Source organism: Polyangium sp. 6x1, assembly GCF_029946515.1.
Lineage (GTDB): Bacteria > Myxococcota_A > Polyangia > Polyangiales > Polyangiaceae > Polyangium.
Genome location: NZ_JARZHH010000025.1, coordinates 41,697 through 60,875 on the forward strand (window position 1 = coordinate 41,697; position 19,179 = coordinate 60,875).

The window sequence follows — 19,179 nt, forward strand, 5'->3', positions numbered from 1 at the left end:
GCGCCCGGTGCCCCTACGAATTCGACGTCGGCAGCCGGACCGTGAATGCGCTGCCCTGACCCGCGCCCGCGCTCTCGGCCGTCACCGCCCCGCCGTGCATCTCGACGAGCTGCTTGACGAGCGTGAGCCCGATCCCGAGCCCCCCTTGCGCGCGATCGAGGGACACATCGCCCTGCGTGAACAGATCGAAGATACGCGGCAGGAGCGTCGGGTCGATCCCCATGCCCGTATCCGTGATTCGTACGACCACGTCCTCCCCGTTTTGCGCGACGGTGATGCCGACTTGCCCTCCCCGCGGCGTGAATTTGATCGCGTTGTTGAGCAGGTTCGCGAAGACCTGCGTCAGCCGCGTGAGGTCCGCGCGCACCCGCACCGGCGCCGGAGGCAAATGCACCGCGAGCGCCTGCTGCCGCGCCTCCACGAGCGGACGCACCATTTCCACGGCCTGCGTCACGGCCACGCCGAGGTCGATGATCTCGGGATGGAGCGTGATCTTCCCCTGGCTCACCCGCGACGCGTCGAGCAGGTCGTCGACGAGCCGGGACAACGTCGTCACCTGACGCTCGATGATCATGCAGGCGTCCTGCACCCGCGTGTCCGAGAGCGAGGCCGTCCTGTATCGCACGACGGTCGCCGCGTTGAGGATCGGCGCCAGCGGATTGCGCAGCTCGTGGGCGAGCATGGCGAGGAATTCATCCTTGCGCCGGTCCGCGTCCTGGAGCGCCAGCGTCCGCGCCCGCAGACCTTCCTCCAGCGCTCTGCGCTCGCTGATGTCCTCCACGAGCCCGTCCACCACCGTCCGGCCGTCCTCGCCCCCCACGCGCTCGCTCACCCGCGCCCATACCCGCGAGCCGTCCGGCCGACGCACCTCCATTTCACGCTTCGCCGTGACGCTCTCGCGCTCGGCGCCGCGGACCTCGTCCGATCCGGACGGCGAGAAGAGGCCTTCGATGCTCGCTCCCCGGGCCTCCTCCAGCGTGCTCCGGCCGATGATCCGCAAAAACGCCGGATTGCACGAGAGGAGCGCCCCCTCGGGGGTGGCGCGAAACACCCCGACGTCGAGCGCGTCCGTGAGCCGCTGGAGGTGGGTCTCGACCTGGGCGAGCCGCCGCTTGGCGGTGCTCCGCTCGATCGCGTGCCGGACGGCGAGCGGCAGCCGGGCCATCCGGTGGGCGCTCTTGACCACGTAATCGTCGGCCCCGGCCTTCATGGCCTCGACCGCCACCTCCTCGTTGCCGCTGCCCGTGAACAGGACGACCGGGCAATCGGGCCAGTGGCGCTTGACGATCTCGAGGATCTGAATGCCATTGATCCATTGCATCATGTAATCGGTCACGACCGCGTCGTACCCGCCCCGGGCGAGCGCCCGCTCGAGGCCGGCCTTGTCGAAGACTTCGTCCGCCTCGGCGTCCGGAAACTCGTGCGAGAGGAACCGGATGGCCACGAGGCGGTCGTCCGGGTTGTCATCCAGGACGAGGAAACGCATGGCGTTCAGGCGACCTCCGTGTCCGCCCGCCGATTGAGCATGAGCCAGTAGGCCCCGAGCGCCTTCACCGCGTCGAGCAGCCCCTCGAAGCTGACGGGTTTGACCAGGTACGAATTGCACCCGAGGTCGTACGCCTTGCGCACGTCGGTGCTCTCCATCGACGACGTCAGCACGACGACCGGGAGCCGCCGGAGCCCCGGCTGACTCCGCAGCCATTCGAGGACCTCCAGCCCGGAGCGCCGCGGCAGCTTCAAATCGAGCAAGACGAGCGCCGGCAGCGGGTTCGAGCGGCGGTCGTCGTAGGGGGGCTGCCCGGACAGGTAATCGACGGCCGCGTCGCCATTGTCCACGATGTGGAGCGGGCACGAGAGCTCGGCTTTCCTGAAGGCGCGGCGAATCATGAGCACGTCCGTCGAGTCGTCCTCGACCACGAGTACGCAGAGGTTGTCGAGGCTCATACGGACTCCTGCTTCGGCAGCTCGATCCAGAACCGGCTCCCCCCGCCCGGGCGGGCCTCCACCCCGCACGATCCGCGCATCCGCTCCGCGCCTTTTCGCACGATGGCAAGGCCGATGCCGGTGCCCGGGTACGCCTCCTGCGCGTGGAGACGCTCGAAGACCCGGAAGATCCGCTCCCGGTGCTCGGGCTCGACGCCGATGCCGTTGTCCGCGACCCAGAGCCGGACGCGCTCGCCGCGGTCCTCGGAGCACACGCGTACCAGCGGATTCTTGCCCGCTGCCACGAATTTGATCGCATTGCCGAGGAGGTTCGTCATCACCTGCCCGAGGGTCGGCCGATGCGCGACGACCCAGCCGAGCGGCCACGCCACCTTCACCTCGGCCCCTCGCTCGCGGATTTCCGGCCGCATCTGTCCGAGAACGTCGGTCAGCACGTCGTCCAAGTCGAGCGGTTGCAATCGAATCGCCTCTCGCGTCAGCCGGGCATAAGCGAGGAGGTCCTTGATGAGGTCGTCCATCCGGACCGCGGCCGCCACGATGCGCTCGGTGTATTCCCGGGCCTCGGGAGGCAGGTCCTCCGCATAATCCTCGGCCAGGGCGTCGGCGAGGGAATGCATGTTCCGCAGGGGAGCCCGGAGGTCGTGGGCGATCGTGTAGGAGAACGCCTCGAGCTCCGCGTTCGCCTCGGAGAGCGCCCGGGTGCGCTCGTCCACCCGCTGCTCGAGCTCGGCATTGAGCCGGCGCACCTCCTCCTCCGTCTGCTTCCGGGCCGTGATGTCGCGCGAGACCCCGACGAGGCCCACCAAGGCCCCGCTCTCGTCCCGGAGCGGGGCCTTGGTCGTCAAATAGGTCCGGATCGCGCCCGGCGGGCCGAATTCCTCCTCCTCCGTGAACTCCCGGCCGGTGCTGAAGACGAGCTCATCGAGCTCGGTCATCCGGCGACCCTGCTCGGGTAGCGGGGCGAAGTCGGCATCGCGGCGCCCGATCGCCTCTTTCTCGGTCCGGCCGAGCACCTTGAGCGTGGAGGGGTTCGCGAGCGTGAGCCGACCCTGGACGTCCTTTGCGTAGATGAGGTCGCTCGTGGAATCGGTGACCGCCCGCAGGAGCGCTTTTCGCTCCGAGAGGCCCGCTTCCGCCTCGGCCCGCTCCGTCACGTTCTGGAAGACGAGCATGGCCCGCGGCGGCTCGCCCTGCGCGCTGCGAAGGAGGGTCGCGGTCACCCGCACCTGGATTTCACGCCCATCCTTGCGGACGAACCGTGTGTCGCTCTCGAACATCGGGCGATCCCCGTGGACGGCCGCCTGGAACCGCTCCCAATCCGCCGCTCGGTGGTCCGGGTGCGTGAGCTCGGAGAACGTCATTCGCGCGAGCTCGTCCGCCGTGCACCCCGTGATTTCGCAGAGCATGTGATTCACGCGTAGAAATCGCCCGGTCGAGACCTCGACCTGCGCCTCGCCGACGCCGGCTCGCTCGAAGGCCTCCCGGAACTCCTCTTCGCTCGCCGCGAGCCGCCTTTTCGCCTCGTGCTCGGCCGTCCCGTCCTGGAACACGAGCACGACCCCGCGGACCCGGCCGGCGTCGTCCAGGATCGGCGCCCCGGAATCCGAGATGGTATATTCCCGTTCGTCGCGGGCAATGAGCAGCGTATGATTGCCGAGCCCGACCACGGATCCGTCCCGCAAGACGCGCGTGACCGGGTTTTCCATGGGCCCCCGATCGGCCTCGCGCACGATGTGGAACACCTCGGCGAGCGGGCGGCCGACGGCGTCCGCGACTCCCCACCCCGTGAGTTTTTCCGCGGACGGGTTCATGAATGCGACGCGCCCGACCTCGTCGGTCGCGACGACCCCGTCGCCGATGCTGCGGAGCGTGACCCGGAGCCATTCCTCGCTCGCCTGCGCCTTTTGCTCCGCGACCTCGGCGCGGGCGAGCGCGCGGTGAAGCAAATTCGTCAAATAACTCAGGCCGGCGCTGGTGCACAAGAAGAACACGAGCTGTGCCCGCGCCGTCGCCATCGAGAGCTCGAGCGACAACTGCGGGTGCAGAATGAAAAAGGTGGCCGAGAGGGCGCCCAGGAGGGTGGCGAGGATGGCCGCCCGCAGCCCGCCGTACCAGGCCGCGACCATGACGGCCAGGGTGAAGATCAGGAAGGGGGAATGCTCCCCGAGCACGGGGACGAGCGCGACGCGGATCAACGTCACCACGGCGACGGCCGCGATGGCCACGCCATACCGCGCAAGGAGCCGCTTGCCTATCCGCTCACGAGGTGGCTTGGAGCTCGTGCTCCCGTCCGGGGTCGACCAGACCGGCGAGCTCGATCGGGCATCGTACAACATTTCATGCCTGTACGTAGCCCGCGCGGCCGTGAAGGTAACTCCCCCAAAAGGGATGTGTGCTCCTCGAAGAGGTCGGGGACGAGGTGCAGGCGCTCAGCCGTTTCGTCGCGCGGTAGCGGCCATCCGCTCGGCGACGATCCCGCCGGGACCCGACTGTGGTGGCATGCGTCGAGCGACGCTCGGGACGGCGTACGCCGCGGGCCGGGCGAGGCCCGCGTGGTCAGACGAGCGCGCGGCGCAGCGCCGCGATTTGCCGCTCGAAAAACGATTTCGCGACGTTCGCGCGCCGGAGCACGTCGAATCCGTGGAAGGCGCCCGGGACGATCTCCAGATCGACGGGGACACCGGCGGCTTCGAGTCGCTTTGCATACGCGACGTCCTCGTCGTGGAAGAGGTCGAAGGTCCCCACGCCAATCCAGGTGGGCGGCAAGCCTGCGAGGGATTCGGCGCGCGCAGGGGCGGCGTACGCCGGCACGTCCGCCCCGCAAGGCTCGCGTCCGAGATACGACGTCCATCCAAAGCGATTGCTCTCCGCATTCCAGAGCCGATGATTCGTGCCGTCGATGGTCTTGCCCACCGTCCGGTCGTCGAGCATCGGATACACGAGGAGCTGGAATGCGACGGGGATCTCCTTCCGGTCGCGCGCGAGGAGCGTGAGCCCCGCCGCGAGCCCACCGCCGGCGCTCGCGCCCGCAATGACGATGCGGTCCGTACGCACGCGGAGAGCCTCGGCGTTCGCGTGGAGCCACGTGAGCGTCGCGTAGAGGTCGTCCATGGCGGCGGGAAAGGGATGCTCGGGCGCGAGACGATACGAAGGCGCGACGACGGTCATCCCGAGCTCGCGCGCGAAGCGCGTCGCCACCACGTCGTCCTGCGCGGGCGAGCCCAGGATGAAGCCGCCGCCGTGAATCCACAACATCGCCGGCGTGGGCCGCGTGGCGCCGTCGGGCACGAAGACGCGCGCCGTCCGTGCGCCCGGAATGTCACGGAGGGACGCACGCACGCCCGGGGTGCTGCGAGGCGCGCCCGCGTCGCGAGCGAGCCGGCGAATGACCTTCAAGAATCGAGGGCCGGCCGTGATGCGGGGCAAGAAGCGCGCGACGAGGGCCAGATCAGGATGGAAGTTACTCATGGCGTTTCCTTCGGTTTCATCGTGGCCGAGCGTCCGTCTCGGCCACGGTGATGGCCCGGGAAGGAGCCGGCGTTATGCGCTCTCTTCCAGCCGCAGCGCCGCGCCCGGACAAACGGTGATCGCTTCCTGCACCGCCTTGTATTGCTCCGGCGGCGGCGTCTCGTCGAGCAGCACGACGATCCCGTCATCGCGCTGATCGAAGACCTTCGGCGCGACCATCACGCATTGCCCAGCGCCACAGCATTTTTCATATTCCACGAGCACGCGCATTCCCATGACGAACCTTCTTCCTTTATTTGTCCCGAACGCTCATTTCGATTTCGTGAACGGGGCCAGCCAGAGCCCGACGAGCGCGTCGACGAGCCCCGCGCCCGCGTCCTCCCAGGTGGCGCGCGGCGTGGCTGTCCCCGCTTGCAGCGCCCGCTCCCGCTCGGCGCACATGTGCACGATGAGGTGCCGGCTCATGTCGGCCCGCTCCTCGAGCACCTCCGCCGGCAAGATCGGCAAGAGCCGCTCGAACGCCCTCGTCGTCTCCCGCATCGACGCCGAGGCGACCGTCTCTTCGTGCATCATCCGCCACAGAGCCGGATCCGTCGTCGCTTGCGCGAGAAACCGCGCATACCAGCTCGGGCTCCCGAGCGACGCGAGGTGCTCCGTGATCGGCAAGACGAGGCAGGCGAGCCAGTCACGAAGCGCATCCGATCCCTTGATCTTCTCCAGCATCTCCTCGCGCCGCCGCTCGATGGATGGGGCATGCCGACGCACGATCGCGAGCACGAGGTCGTTCTTCGTCCCGAAGTGGTACCCGACCGCGAAGTTGTTCGCCTGTCCGGCCGCCTCGCTCACTTGACGATTCGAGACCGCCGCGACGCCGTGCTCCGCGAAGAGCCTCTCCGCCGCGGCGAGAATGACCTCTCGCGTCTCGCTCCCGTGCGTCTGCCTCACCCTCGAGCCGGTCATGCTCACCAGCGTACCAGAACCTTCTCGATTCCGCCGACGAGCAATCCTTCACGCCGCGGCAGCTCCTCCGGCTTCACCGCGAGATCGAGCGTCGGTAGCCGCTTGACGAGCACCTGCAGCGTCGTCTGGAGCTCCGTCCGCGCGAGCGCCTGCCCGAGGCACGAGTGCGCGCCCGCGCCGAAGGTGATGTGCGCGTTCGGCGAACGATCGAGCTTCATCTCGCTCGCGCCTTCGAAGAACGATTCGTCGCGGTTCGCCGAGGACATGCTGCAGATCACGGTCGTCCCGCGCGGGAGAGACTGGCCCGCGACCTCGGTGTCCTCGGAGATGAACCGGGGCAAACCGAAGCCCATGTTCGCATCGAAGCGCAGCGATTCCTCCACGGCCGTGCGAATGAGCGAAGGATTCGCGAGGAGCCGCTCCCAGCGGCTTCGATCCGAGAGCAGCATCGACATCATCTTCCCGATCATGTTCGAGGTCGTCTCGTGCCCGGCCACCAGGATCCCCTGAGCCGTCATCATCAGCTCGCGCTCGGTGAGCACGTCATCCTTGTCGGTGGCCGTGATGAGCTCGCTGAGCAGATCATCCCCCGGCTGGGCCCGCTTCGCGGCGATGTGGCCCATGAGGAAATGGGCGAACTCCATCTGGGCCTTGTTGACCTCCTCCTGGGTGAACTGCGTCATGGTGAGCATCGCATTGGACCAGTACGCGAGTTTGTCGCGGTCATCCACGGCGATGCCGAGCAGATCGGCGATGACCCAGACGGGCAGCGGGAACGCGAAATCGCTCACGAGATCCGCGGGCGGGCCTTTTTTCACCATCTCGTCGACGAGCTGGTTCGCCATCGCCTCGATCTTCGTCTGCAGCGCCTGGATCCGCTTCACCGTGAACGCGCGGTTGATGAGCCGCCGCCACCTTTGATGCGACTCGCCGCCCGAGAGGGACGCCGCATCGGGGTTTTCGAAGACGCTGCCGCCCTCGTTGGTCGTGATGCGCGCCGCGCCTTCCTGCGCGAGGTTGCGGGAGAACCGCGGGTCCGAAAGCACCGCGCGGACATCGTTGTATCGCGTGAGCAAAACCGCCTTGTCCCCGCTCGGCAGCCGAACGTGGGCCACCGGGCACCCTTTGCGCAACTGATCCCACTCCGCAGGCGGCTCCAGAGCCGACGGGGCACGGAGAGGATAATCCAAGACCTGATCGTTGCTTTCACTGCTCATTGGAAGACGACCTCCACGCCCAGGTCTAAGGCACACGACTTACGAAGTCAAGCGACTTAAACTTGCTCTCGGAGGGTCGACAACAGTGCATCTGCTTACTGTTTTCACAGTAAAACAGTTGGCCTTGTCACTAACACGTCGCGATGGGAGCGCTCGTCGCCCGCTTGGCTGCCCTGCGCGCCCGGCTCGGCGTGGCGTCCTGTCTCAGAAGCAGGGGCAATTGGCGAGATTGGCCGTGCACGCGCATACGGCCTTGCAGTGCGGGGCCGCGATCGCGAGGCTCACGGGGCGGCCGTCGATCGTCGCCTCGATATTCGCCTCGAGCGTCGACGCATCCACCTGCGTGACGACCACCTCGCCGCTGTCCGCGATCAAGTCTTCTTTGCCGGCAGCCGAGAAGCGCCGCGTTCGCACGATGGCAACGCAGCTCCCGTCGTGCGGAACGGGGGGAAGATCGGGCCCCGCGCTGATCTTGCAGGTGCCGGGGAGCTCGCCGAGGAGCTCCACCTTCAAAAAGGAGACAGGCGTCCCATTCTCCTCGAGCACGTTCTCCACCTCGAGGAAATACGCGCACGAATCCGGCTCCGCGAAGCCAATGATCGAATATCCGTCGGGCTTCTCCACCTGGTCGATGTAAAGCCCGCCGAAGGCGGACGATGCGACGCAGAGCTCACCGTCCTCGGCCACCGGCAACGTCGCGCAGCCACCGCCGCCAGCCCCGCCCGCGCCGGCGCCGCCCGAGCCAGCCCCGCCCGTCACGCCCTTTTCCGGCTCATTCCCACAACCCGTCGCGATCGCAAATGCAACGATCACAAGCCCAAGACACGCTTTTAATGTCATGCGCGCGCCGCTTTGCACGTGCCGTGCCCAGGGCAAAGCGGTGGGTTCTCGCGACGTGAATCAAAGCCTGAGCACCGCCAGGACCACGACAACACGGACCGTGTCGTGACAGCGCTGTCAGGGGCGTCGCGGCCCTATTTCTTCTCCGCGCCCTCCGGCACCGGCATCGCCCCCTTCACGTCCGAGAGCGACACCTTGAGGCTCACGAGATCGATCGTCGCCTTCTCCGCGCTGATCCACCCCGCCCCTCGCTGGAGACGCACGCCGCCCCGCAACGAGAGCATCTGCTTGCCGAGGTCGATCTCCACCTCGGGCGCCTCCGCGCGGACGCCCTTCACCTCCGCGACGACCCCACCCGTGCCCTTCGCCCACGTCACGTTCGGCACCTCGTCGTACCGAACCTCCACCCGCGGCGCGCGCACCACGAGGCCGCCTCTCGTCAGGCGCACGTGACCTTCGAGCACGGCACGCTTCGCCGCGATGTCGATGTCGAGCTGATCGGCGGAGAGCTCCACCGCCTCCTTCGGCGGCGGCGCGGCTTTCGGAGGCTCGGCGAGCGATCGAGGCGCGATCGTCGTCGCGAGCAGCGCGAGAGCCAAGGAGAGGCGCGGGCCGAACGGCACGGCCTCACTCTATCAGGCTAGTAGCTCCTGACCACGCGCGGCGAGACGCCTCGCTCGAGCGCGCGCCGCACGACGTGCGCAGGGTGGCCCGAAGAGAGGGCGATCTCCGCGATGGTCGGGTTCCGTCCGAGCGAAGCGCGGAGAGATCGCGCAGCGCCGAGCACGCGCTTCATGACGGTGACCTCCGTCGCGTCGATCGCCTCGCCGACCACGAGTCCGAGTGCCTCGAGGCGATCGACGATGTGATCGACCTCCTCGTACGAGACGCCACGCGGGCCGATGATCTCTGCGATGTCGTTGAGGTCGACTCGACCCGATCGGTGATGACGCGCGTACAGCTCGTCGATGATGCTCTGGATCACGGGGCGCACGAGACGGTCTTGGCACGTCCGCGCGCCCACTGCATCCGAAGGCGCATGCCTCGGCCGTGCGCGGCCGTTGCGTCGGCCCGTCGGCTACCGTAAGCGTGGAGTCTGCTTGGCAGGCCGAACGGCCTCGCCGCAGTGTCCTTTCTCCTCCGCAGTCCACGAGGAACGCTCCGATGAACCAACGCCGCCGTCTCTTGTCCACGACCTCGCTCGCTTCGATGACGACAGGCCTGCTCCTCGCCGCCGCCACGCTCCAAGGCTGCGCCACGAGCGTCAACACAGGCGGCGGCGGCGGCGAAGGCGGAGACGACAACGGCTCGGGCGGCACCGGAAACGTCGACAGCGTCGGCGGCATGGGCGGCGTCGGCGGCATGGGCGGTGTCGGCGGCATGGGCGGCGTCGGCGGCATGGGCGGCGTCGGCGGCGCGTCGTCGTCGTCTTCCTCGTCGTCGTCTTCTTCCTCGTCGTCGTCTTCTTCCTCGTCGTCGTCGTCCTCGTCCTCGAGCGGCTCGGGAGGCGGGTTCGAGCCGCCCGTGGGCACGGCGGACTACCCGGCGGAGACGGAGCAGAACAACCTGTCCGCGACCGCGGATCCGCTCGCCGCAGGCACGAAGGGGTTCACGGCATCCATCTACCCGACGGGGGACGTCGACGTGTTCTCGGTCGACGTGACCGTGGCCGGCACGGGCCTCAAGGTGTCGACGGGCGACGGCATGGGCGGCTGCCCGGCCGGCGTGGCCACGCTCGTGCGCGTCTCCGGACCGGACGGCTTCCTCGACTCGGACACCGACAGCGGGCCCGGCTCCTGCTCGCAGCTCCTGCCCGCCGCCAACCCGGCCCTCGGCAACCTCACCGTGGGCACGTACTTCGTGCAGGTCGAGAGCGCGACGTTCTCGCAGCTGCCCTTCTACGTGACCGACATCCAGCTCGTCGAGCCGGGCTGCGGCGACGGGCTCGTGCAGGGCGCCGAGCAGTGCGACGACGGCAACGCGACGGCCGGCGACGGCTGCGCGCCCGACTGCAAGCTCGAAGGCAACTACCCGACCGAGGTGGAGCCGAACCAACCCCAGAGCCAGGCGAACTCGCTCACCGGCTCCGACGGCGTGGTCGCCGCGATCCAGCCCGCGACCGACAAGGACTACTTCACGTTCGACGTGCCCGTGGCCGGCACCCGCCTGCGGGTCGAGGTCACGAACGGCCAGGGCGGCTGCCCGAGCGGGTTCGACTCGAAGATCTACCTCTACAACGCGCAGGGGACGGAGCTCGCGCAGGACGACGACGACGGGATCGACGGCTGCTCGCTGCTCGATCCGACGTTCGACGCCGAGGTCGCGAACCTGCCCGCGGGCAAGTACACGGTGATGGTCGAGGAGTACCTGAACGACGAGGCGCAGGCCTCGTACGTGCTCGAGTACAAGCTCACGCCGCCCGGCTGCGGCGACACGTTCGTGCAGGTCGGCGAGCAGTGCGACGACGGGAACACGACCGCGGGCGACGGCTGCTCGGCGACGTGCCAGCTCGAAGGCAACTACCTGACCGAGATGGAGGCGAACCAGCCGAACAACAAGGCGAACTCGCTCGTCGGGTACGACGGCGTCGTCGCGTCGATCATGCCCGTGGGGGACCAGGACTACTTCAGCTTCCAGGTCACGGAGCCGGGATCGAGCGTGACGATCGAGGTGACGGACGGGCAAGGCGGCTGCCCGAGCGGCTTCGACTCGAAGATCTACCTCTACTCGCCCACGAACCAGCTCATCGTGTCGGACGACGAGGACGGCGTGGACTCGTGCTCCCTCATCAACCCCGTGCTCGACAGCGCCGCGACGAGCCTGCCCGTCGGCACGTACGTGGTCATGGTGGAGGAGTACCTGAACGACGAGTCGCAGGCTTCGTATGTGCTCAAAGTAAGGGCGGCGGCGCCGGGCTGCGGCGACGGGATCCTCTCGAACCCGCCCGAGCAGTGCGACGACGGGAACACGACCGCCGGCGACGGCTGCAGCGCGACGTGCATGGCCGAGGCGCCGTGGGAGGTCGAGCCGAACGGGACGACGGCCACGGCGACGCCGGCCTGGCCCATGACGACGAGCTGGTACGGGAAGATCGATCCGCTCGCCGACGTCGACTACTTCGCGTTCGACCTGCCGGCGGGCAAGAGCCCGGTGCTCGCGACGCACACGATCGGCAACGCGAACGCCTGCGACTTCGACACGGTGATCCAGCTCTTCGACGCGACCGGCACGCTGCTCGTGGAGGATGACGACGACGGCACCAACAGCTGCTCGTCGATGTCGAAGGCGAACGACGCGGCGCTCGGCAGCCTCGCGGCGGGCACGTATTACGTGCTCGTCCACGACTACAACGACAACGACAAGATCTCCGGATACCAGCTCAGCCTGACGCTCCAGTGAAGCGGTCGCCATGCTGCGCGCTTCGTCCTTCGTCGTGACGGCCGCGCTCCTCGCGGGCTGCAGCCCCGAGGAGGTAGTGAACCCCGCGGGCGCGAGAATCGAGGGCTACCGCGAGGTCGTCCCGTTCGCCGCGCCGCCCGCGGGGGTCGAGACGCAGAACGCGAACAACAACCTCGACGTCGTGCGGCACGAGGGGCGCGTCTACCTCGCGTTCCGCACGGCGCCGAGCCACTTCGCGAGCGCGGAGACCGTGCTCTACGTCGTGTCGAGCGAGGACCAGGAGACCTGGCGCTACGAGACGCACGTGGCGATGGGGACCGATCTGCGCGAGATGCGCTTTCTCTCGCTCGAAGGAAAGCTCGTCCTCTACTTCGCGGTGCTCGGCTCGAACCCGCTCGACTTCGAGCCGCAGGGCATGATGGCCATGACCTACGAGGGCGGCGCGTGGAGCGAACCCGCGAAGCTCTACGAGCCGGGCTTCATCCCGTGGCGCGCGAAGGAGATCGACGGCGCCGCGTACCTCGTCGGGTACGTCGGCGGCGAGAACATCTACGACTTCGACGGCGAGCCGATCCGGATCCACCTGCTCCGCACCGAGGACGGTCTGACGTTCGAGCCGCTCGTGCCCGGGCGACCGGTGGTGCAGGAGGGAGGCGGATCCGAAACGGACTTTGTCCTCCTCGCCCATGGCGATCTCGTCGCCGTGCAGCGCAACGAGGCCGGCGACGCGCTCGGCTTCGGCTCGAAGATCTGCCGCGCGAAGGCCGCCGATCTCGGGACCTGGGACTGCAAGCCCGACAAGAAGAAGTACGACTCGCCGCTGCTCTTCCGGAGCGGCGACGACGTCTGGCTCATCGGTCGGCGTAACCTCACGGAGACGGGCAACTTCGATCTCGATCGGGACGATCTCTCGCTCTCGGATCAAGCAGGCGTCTACGCGGTCGAGTACTCGTTCCAGCCGAAGCGCTGCTCGCTCTGGCGCGTCGATCCCGAGACGCTGACGGTGTCGTTCGAGCTCGACCTCCCCTCGCGCGGGGACACCTGCTTCGCCTCGATCGTGCCCGCAGGCGAAGGCGCGTACGACGTCTACAACTACACGAGCCCGCTCGAGGGCGACGAGGAGCCCCGCTGGATCGACGGACAAGGCGGGCCCACGCGCATCTATCGGGTCCGGCTCGACGTGCCACGCTAGGGATCGTTCACGTGTCGTTCCTCGCGCCGAAAGGGACCGAGCTCGTTCGCCTGCTGGGCGGCGGCAGCGTGTTCGAGGTGGCCCTCGTGCGCGAGGGCGACCGCGAGCTCGTGTGCAAGCGGCTCGTGCCGCGCGCGCTCGCCGCGCGGGAAGGACGCGTGGCGATGGTGCGTGAGGCGCGGCTCCTGTCGATGATCGAGCACCCCGCGTTGCCGTCGCTCGTGCGCGTGGGGAACGACGCGCGAGGGCCGTTCTTCCTGGAGACGTTCGCGGTCGGGATGTCGGTGTCGTCGCTCGTGCGCGGGTGGCAGGAGAGAGGCGCGCGGGTGCCGAGGACGCTCGTGAGGCACGTGGCGATCCAGGCACTCGAAGCGCTCGCCGAGATCCACGCGCTCGCCGACGAGGCAGGCCCGCTCGACGTGGTGCATGGAGATCTCGGCCCCGCGCACGTGCTGCTCGGTCCGCTCGGCGAAGCGCGGCTCGTGGACCTCGGCGCCGCGCGGTTCCGTGGGCTCGAAGCCGAGCTCGACACGGACGATCGCGGCACGTTGCCGTACGCGGCGCCGGAGATCGCGTCGGGCGAGGCGAAGCCGTCGCAAGCGACCGACGTGTACGCGATGGCCGCGACGCTGCTCTTCCTGGCGACGGGCGAGCGTCTCTGTGAGGCCGACACGGAGGCCGCGATGCTGGCCGAGGTGGCGACGCGCGGGCTGCGGCGCGAGCTCGTCCTTCGCGCGGAGGCGTTCGAGGCGAAGGAGCGCGAGGCGCTGTTCGACGCGCTCGACCCGGATCCGTCGCGGCGGCGCGTGTCGGCGCGGGATCTGGCGGGCGCGCTCGCTCCGGTGCCACGTGCGCCAGACCTGCGCTAGAGTCGCGCGATCACGATGAAGAACAAGGACGCGCCCTTCCCCGTTTCCCTCGACACCCTAGCCATTCACGCCGGTCAGGAGCCCGATCCGGTCAGCGGAGCGGTGATGATGCCGATCGTGCTCGCGAGCACGTTCGCGCAGGAGAGCCCGGGGGTGCACAAGGGCTTCGAGTACTCGCGCAGCGGCAACCCCACGCGCCGCGCGCTCGAAGCGTGCCTCGCCGCCCTCGAAGGCGGCATGCACGGCTACAGCTTCGGCAGCGGTCTCGCGGCGACGACGACGCTCCTGCACACGCTCGAGCCCGGCGCGCACATCCTCTGCGGCGACGACGTCTACGGCGGCACGTTCCGCCTGATGGACAAGGTCATGGGCCCGATGGGGATCTCGTCGAGCTTCGTCGACATGCGTGATCCCGCCGCGGTGCGCGCGGCGATCCGGCCCTCGACGCGCCTGCTCTGGATCGAGACGCCGACGAACCCGATGCTCAAGGTCTTCGACATCGCCGCGCTCGCGAAGGTCGCGCGCGAGGCGAAGATCACCTTCGTCGTCGACAACACGTTCGCCACGCCCATGCTCCAGCGCCCGCTCGATCTCGGTGCGGACATCGTCGTGCACTCGGTGACGAAGTACCTGAACGGGCACTCGGACGTCGTCGGCGGGGCCATCGTGACGTCGAACCCGAAGCTCGCGGAGCGCATCGGCTTCCTGCAGAACGCGATGGGCGGCGTGCCGAGCCCGTTCGACTGCTACCTCGTGCTGCGCGGCCTGAAGACGCTGCCCGTGCGCGTGCGTCATCAAAGCATGGCAGCGCTCGCGCTCGCCGAGCGGCTCGCGCGTCATCCGCGCGTCGAGCGTGTCCACTACCCGGGGCTCGCGTCGCACCCGGATCACGCCGTGGCGGCGCGGCAGATGCGCGGCGGCTTCGGGGGCATGATCTCGGTCGAGGTCGCGGGAGGGCTCACGGCGGCGCGGACCATGCTGGAGCGGCTGCACATCTTCTCGTGCGCGGAGAGCCTCGGCGGCGTGGAGTCGCTCGCCGAGCACCCGGCGATCATGACGCACGCGTCGGTCCCCGAGGAGACGCGCAAGGTGCTCGGCATCTCCGACGGCCTCGTGCGGCTCTCGGTGGGTCTCGAAGCGGTCGACGATCTCTGGAAGGATCTCGAACACGCGCTCGGTTGAGGGTCGACATCCGGGGCGTAGCCGGAGCTACGCCCCCGGGCCCGAAATGCGGTAGAACCTGGGGCGACGGCGCATCGGCGCGCCGCGGAAACCAGGGAGACCTTCGATGCTGCGCGTTGCCTGTCTTGCTTTCCCGCTCGTCGCGTTCGCCTTCCTCGGCGGTTGCAGCGACCCCGTGCCCCCCACGCCCCAAGGCGCGTTCAACGTCCAGTTCACGGACACCGGCGCCGACTGCTCGATCGCGTCGCACCGGTCCGAGGCGGGCGCGATCACCGACACGAAGAAGACGACCGTCCTCATCGACGGCGTGGAAGGCGCGAGCGTGAGCTGCTCGGTCTCGGGCGCCGGGCCGTTCAACGTGAGCGCGAAGATCTCGCTCGGCAGCGACGGGATCAACCTGTCGATCCCCGCGATCAACGTGGGCGCGACGGAGATGAGCCCCGCGGCCGGGTCGTTCGCCTTCTGGTCGGACCGGACGGCCGGCGACGCGTTCAGCTCGGCGAAGTGCAACTTCTACTTCAAGGAAGGCACGGGCGAGGGCGTCGCGGGAGGCAAACTCTGGGTCTCGTTCGAGTGCCCTGAGGTCGTCGAGTCGCAGAGCAAGTGTGGCATCTCCGAGAGCCACGTGATCCTCGAGAACTGCGATCAGTGATCCTCACCCCGCGCCCCTCTCCCCGCGTGGGAGAGGGGTGAAGACGGGGGCGTGACGCCGGAGCTCAGCGATCGCTGTCGTCGCCGATGGTCACGGCGATGCGGTGCGCAGGGACCTGAAGCGTGGGCTCGTCGCCGTACTCCACGTCGTCCTGCAGGAAGCGGATCGCCAGCACGGTGATGTTGTCCTCGCCGCCGAGCTCGTTCGCCTTCGCGATGAGGCGCCTGCACATCTCGGACGTGTCCTGCGAGGACGCGACGATGTCGCGGATCTGCTCGTCGGTGACCATGCCGGAGAGGCCGTCGGAGCAGAGGATGTAGACGTCGCCGAGGTGCGGCTCGTCGCTCATCAGGTCGACGGCGACGCTGTCCTGCATGCCGAGCGCGCGGGTGATCACGTTGCGCGGCAGCTCCGCCCGTTGCTCCTCGGTGAGCTCGGGCATCGCCATGAGGTAGTCGTTGATCAGCGAGTGATCCCGCGTGAGCTGCTGGATCGTGCCGCCGCGGACGCGGTAGGCGCGGCTGTCGCCGACGTGGCCCACGTAGAGGCGGTTGCGCCGGCGCGAGAAGACGGCGCTGACCACGGTGGTGCCCATGCCGGCGCACTCACGCGAACGGATGCTCCGCTCGAAGATCCGCCGGTTCGCGACCATGATGCCGCTGAGCAGGCGGTTCTCGTCTTCGGTCAGGTTCGCGTCGAAGTGGATCGGCCAGGTCGCGTCGTCGTTCGCCGTCGAGCGGAAGAACTCGGTGATGGAGTCGGTCGCGAGTCGGCTGGCCACGTCGCCGGCGCGATGGCCCCCCATGCCATCGGCGACGATGAACAGATCGAACTCCTGGAGGACAGCGTAGCTGTCCTCATTGTGATCGCGCTGGAGACCGACATCGGTCATCCCGGAAGCAAATGCGCGCATAAACCTCGGCAACCTGGGACCGGGTCAAAACCGACGATTTTTACGGTTTCACGCAGCGTTTCCGCTGTCAAGCCGTCTTCCACGCTCGAGGCGTGGAAGGCGTGCCGCGCGTGGTCTTCGCCGCGGAGCGGCGAGCGCCTTGGATCTCGGCTGCCTTGGGCCATGCGTTCCCCCTCCTCTTGCCTCCTCTGGAGACGCCTACACCTCCAGGATGTCCTTTTCCTTGTGAGCGATGACGGCGTCGACCTGCTTGATGCCCTCGGCGACCGTATCCTCGATCTTCTTCTTCGTCCGATCGGCGTCGTCGCCGCTGACCTCGCCGTCCTTGTCCAGCGTGTCGACGAGCTCGTTCGCGTCCCTGCGGTGCTTGCGGATCGCGACGCGCGCCTCCTCGCCGTACTTCTTGGTCAGCTTGACCATCTCCTTGCGCCGGTCCTCGGTGAGCGCCGGGATCGGGATGCGGATGAGGTCGGCGTCGACCTGGGGGTTCAGGTTCAGGTCGCTCTCGCGGATCGCCTTGTCCACGGCCTTCACCTGGTTCTTCTCCCAGGGCTTGATCGTGATGAGGCGAGGCTCGGGCACGCTCACCGTGGCCATCTGGTGGAGGGGCGTCGGGACGCCGTAGTAGTCGACGCGGACGCCATCGAGCATCCCGGCGTGGGCGCGGCCCGTGCGCACGCGCGTGAGATCGCGGCGAAGCGCCTCGATGGATTTCTCGATGCCTGTCCGCAAATCATTCAACACGTCTTCCAGCATGCCGGTCTCTCCTCGGTCTCGTGCGGCGGGGGCGAGCTTAGCTCTCTTTTGTGCAGGAGGGGGCAGTTGCGGAGGGGCCCCGCGCACGGAACCGAGGAACAGGGCGGCCCCGACGGCCCGCGCCGAGCAAGGCCAGGCAGGCCGGATCCCCTCGTTCGCGAGGCGGGCCGCCTCTGCCCGCTGACCGAGGCCGGCCCTCCGTAGTAGGTGTAGGGGAGGCGCCATGCGTGACCTCGACTGGAAGAGCTTCGACGTCCTGGTCGTGGACGACGAGCAGGACAACCTCGACGCCTTCCGCTTCGCCTTCCGCAAAACGTTCTCGCTCCACTACGCCCTCGGCGGGACGCAGGCGCTCGAGGAGCTCGCGCGGCTCGACGCGGCCCTCATCGTGACCGACCAGCGCATGCCGGGGATGAGCGGGCTCGAGCTCTTGCGCCGCGCCAAGCAGATGCGCCCCGACGCGCTCGGGATCTTGCTGACGGCGTACGCGGATCTCCCCGTGCTCGTCGACGCGCTGAACTCGGGCACGGTCTACCGCTACGTGCAGAAGCCCTGGGACGGCAGCGAGCTCGCCGCCATCCTGCGCCAGGGGATCGGCGTGTTCGCGACGATGCGCGAAAACAAGCGCTTGCGGGATCAGCTCGCGCACTACGCGGGCTACCTCGAACGCGAGCAACGCGACCCGATCGACTTCGGCGAGCTCATCTGCAACTCCGCCGCGATGAAGGAGGTCTCGGCGCGCATCGGCGAGGTCGCTCCGACCTCGACACACGTGCTCGTCGAGGGCCGGGTCGGCGCCGAGAAGGAGATCGTGGCGCGCGCGCTCCACGTGGGCTCGCCGCGCGAGGAGCGGCCGTTCGTGAAGGTCACGTGCGCGGCGTTCCGCGGCGAGGCGCTCGAGCGAGAGATCTTCGGCTATCTGCGCGGCGCGTTCGAGGGCGCGACCGCCGATCGCGCGGGGCGCGTCGAGCTCGCGCACGGCGGCACGCTCTACCTCGAAGATCCCGGCCCGCCGACCGCGGCGTTGCAAGCACGGCTCGCTCGCTTGCTCGCGACGGGCGAGGCCGAGCGCGTCGGCGACGCGGCGTCGCGCCGGCTCGACGTGCGCCTCGTCGTCTCCGTCACGCCCGACCTCGACGAGGCGTGGGGCCGCGACGTGCTGCCCGAGCTCGCCTCGCGCCTCACCGTCTTCCCGATCCGCCTGCCGCCGCTCAGCGAACGCCGCGAGGACATCCGCCCGCTCGCGGAGCACTTCCTCCGCAAGTACACGCGCCGCAACACGCGCGCCGCGCGCGCCCTCTCGAACGAGGCGTTCGCGAAGCTCGAAGCCTATGCCTTCCCGGGCAACGTGCGCGAGCTCGAGAACGTCGTCGAGCGCGCCGCCATCCTCGCGCGCGGCGACGTCATCCAGCCCGAACACCTCGCCTTCGTGCCGCCCGTCGCCGCCTGGGAAAAAGCGGCGAGCTCGCCTCCCTCGCAGCCCGTGGCGCCGGTCGAGCCGGAGTCGGGCGCGCGACGGCAGAACCTCGACTCGCAGCTCGAAGAGATCGAGCGCCGCGAGATGCTCGCCGCGCTCGAGCGCTGCGGCGGCAACAAGGCCGAGATGGCTCGCTTGCTGGGCGTGCAACGGACGACGCTCTACTACCGGCTGAAGCGCCTCGGCATCGACGTGTAGTTCGTGGTGAACGGATCGTCCGCGTCGCGGGCGAACGCACGAAACACCTCGATCCCGAAGCGAGCCGAAGAGTTGACGGATCCTCCTCGCCTGCGCGATGATCCCGTGGTTT

18 protein-coding genes are annotated in these 19,179 nt (G+C 68.6%); 6 read left to right on the forward strand and 12 right to left on the reverse strand.

What is annotated here, in order from left to right; genetic code table 11:
- Positions 1–13: 13 nt before the first annotated feature.
- The 10 genes from QHF85_RS23270 to QHF85_RS23315 form a co-directional block, all read right to left on the reverse strand.
- Positions 14–1,486, reverse strand: a complete 1,473-nt coding sequence (locus tag QHF85_RS23270; protein WP_281329477.1) for an ATP-binding protein — start codon at positions 1,484–1,486, stop codon at positions 14–16.
- A 5-nt stretch (positions 1,487–1,491) separates the two neighbouring features.
- Positions 1,492–1,944 carry a response regulator gene (locus QHF85_RS23275; RefSeq protein WP_281329478.1) on the reverse strand — a complete coding sequence of 151 codons (453 nt, stop codon included), beginning with the start codon at positions 1,942–1,944 and terminating at the stop codon, positions 1,492–1,494.
- Positions 1,941–4,280, reverse strand: a complete 2,340-nt coding sequence (locus QHF85_RS23280; protein WP_281329479.1) for a PAS domain S-box protein — start codon at positions 4,278–4,280, stop codon at positions 1,941–1,943. The genes QHF85_RS23275 and QHF85_RS23280 overlap by 4 nt, the downstream gene beginning before the upstream one ends.
- A 220-nt stretch (positions 4,281–4,500) precedes the next feature.
- Positions 4,501–5,412, reverse strand: a complete 912-nt coding sequence (locus QHF85_RS23285; RefSeq protein WP_281329480.1) for an alpha/beta hydrolase — start codon at positions 5,410–5,412, stop codon at positions 4,501–4,503.
- A 72-nt stretch (positions 5,413–5,484) separates the two neighbouring features.
- Positions 5,485–5,682 carry a ferredoxin gene (locus QHF85_RS23290; protein WP_348652757.1) on the reverse strand — a complete coding sequence of 66 codons (198 nt, stop codon included), beginning with the start codon at positions 5,680–5,682 and terminating at the stop codon, positions 5,485–5,487.
- 39 nt (positions 5,683–5,721) lie between these two features.
- Positions 5,722–6,372: a TetR/AcrR family transcriptional regulator gene (locus QHF85_RS23295; RefSeq protein WP_281329482.1), complete on the reverse strand. Its 651-nt coding sequence runs from the start codon at positions 6,370–6,372 to the stop codon at positions 5,722–5,724.
- A gap of 2 nt (positions 6,373–6,374) precedes the next feature.
- On the reverse strand, positions 6,375–7,589 hold the full coding sequence (locus QHF85_RS23300) for a cytochrome P450 (RefSeq protein ID WP_348652756.1): 1,215 nt from the start codon (positions 7,587–7,589) through the stop codon (positions 6,375–6,377).
- Positions 7,590–7,793: 204 nt separating this feature from the next.
- Positions 7,794–8,402 carry a hypothetical protein gene (locus QHF85_RS23305; protein WP_281329484.1) on the reverse strand — a complete coding sequence of 203 codons (609 nt, stop codon included), beginning with the start codon at positions 8,400–8,402 and terminating at the stop codon, positions 7,794–7,796.
- A 161-nt stretch (positions 8,403–8,563) separates the two neighbouring features.
- The gene (locus QHF85_RS23310) at positions 8,564–9,052 is read right to left on the reverse strand and encodes an LptA/OstA family protein (RefSeq protein WP_281329485.1); all 489 of its coding nucleotides are present in this window, start codon (positions 9,050–9,052) and stop codon (positions 8,564–8,566) included.
- Between the two features lie 17 nt (positions 9,053–9,069).
- The gene (locus QHF85_RS23315) at positions 9,070–9,423 is read right to left on the reverse strand and encodes a sigma-70 domain-containing protein (protein WP_281329486.1); all 354 of its coding nucleotides are present in this window, start codon (positions 9,421–9,423) and stop codon (positions 9,070–9,072) included.
- Between the two features lie 170 nt (positions 9,424–9,593).
- Between QHF85_RS23315 and QHF85_RS23320 the strand changes: the two genes are divergently transcribed.
- The 5 genes from QHF85_RS23320 (at position 9,594) to QHF85_RS23340 (ending at position 15,723) form a co-directional block, all read left to right on the forward strand.
- Positions 9,594–11,828 carry a DVUA0089 family protein gene (locus tag QHF85_RS23320; RefSeq protein ID WP_281329487.1) on the forward strand — a complete coding sequence of 745 codons (2,235 nt, stop codon included), beginning with the start codon at positions 9,594–9,596 and terminating at the stop codon, positions 11,826–11,828.
- Between the two features lie 10 nt (positions 11,829–11,838).
- Positions 11,839–13,020, forward strand: a complete 1,182-nt coding sequence (locus tag QHF85_RS23325) for a hypothetical protein (RefSeq protein ID WP_281329488.1) — start codon at positions 11,839–11,841, stop codon at positions 13,018–13,020.
- Positions 13,021–13,031: 11 nt separating this feature from the next.
- Entirely contained in the window at positions 13,032–13,889 is an 858-nt protein-coding gene (locus QHF85_RS23330) for a protein kinase (protein ID WP_281329489.1), read from the forward strand.
- A gap of 15 nt (positions 13,890–13,904) precedes the next feature.
- Entirely contained in the window at positions 13,905–15,071 is a 1,167-nt protein-coding gene (locus tag QHF85_RS23335) for a cystathionine gamma-synthase (RefSeq protein ID WP_281329490.1), read from the forward strand.
- A 106-nt stretch (positions 15,072–15,177) separates the two neighbouring features.
- A complete protein-coding gene (locus tag QHF85_RS23340) occupies positions 15,178–15,723 on the forward strand; it encodes a hypothetical protein (RefSeq protein ID WP_281329491.1) in 546 nt (181 codons plus the stop codon).
- Between the two features lie 64 nt (positions 15,724–15,787).
- Here QHF85_RS23340 and QHF85_RS23345 read toward each other — a convergent pair whose 3' ends face one another.
- Together QHF85_RS23345 and frr are read right to left on the reverse strand one after the other, a co-directional pair.
- Positions 15,788–16,636, reverse strand: coding sequence for a Stp1/IreP family PP2C-type Ser/Thr phosphatase (locus QHF85_RS23345; protein WP_281329492.1), 849 nt, complete (start codon positions 16,634–16,636; stop codon positions 15,788–15,790).
- 198 nt (positions 16,637–16,834) lie between these two features.
- Positions 16,835–17,392, reverse strand: coding sequence for a ribosome recycling factor (frr, locus tag QHF85_RS23350; protein WP_281329493.1), 558 nt, complete (start codon positions 17,390–17,392; stop codon positions 16,835–16,837).
- Positions 17,393–17,615: 223 nt separating this feature from the next.
- Between frr and QHF85_RS23355 the strand changes: the two genes are divergently transcribed.
- On the forward strand, positions 17,616–19,067 hold the full coding sequence (locus QHF85_RS23355; RefSeq protein ID WP_281329494.1) for a sigma-54 dependent transcriptional regulator: 1,452 nt from the start codon (positions 17,616–17,618) through the stop codon (positions 19,065–19,067).
- Positions 19,068–19,179: the final 112 nt, after the last annotated feature.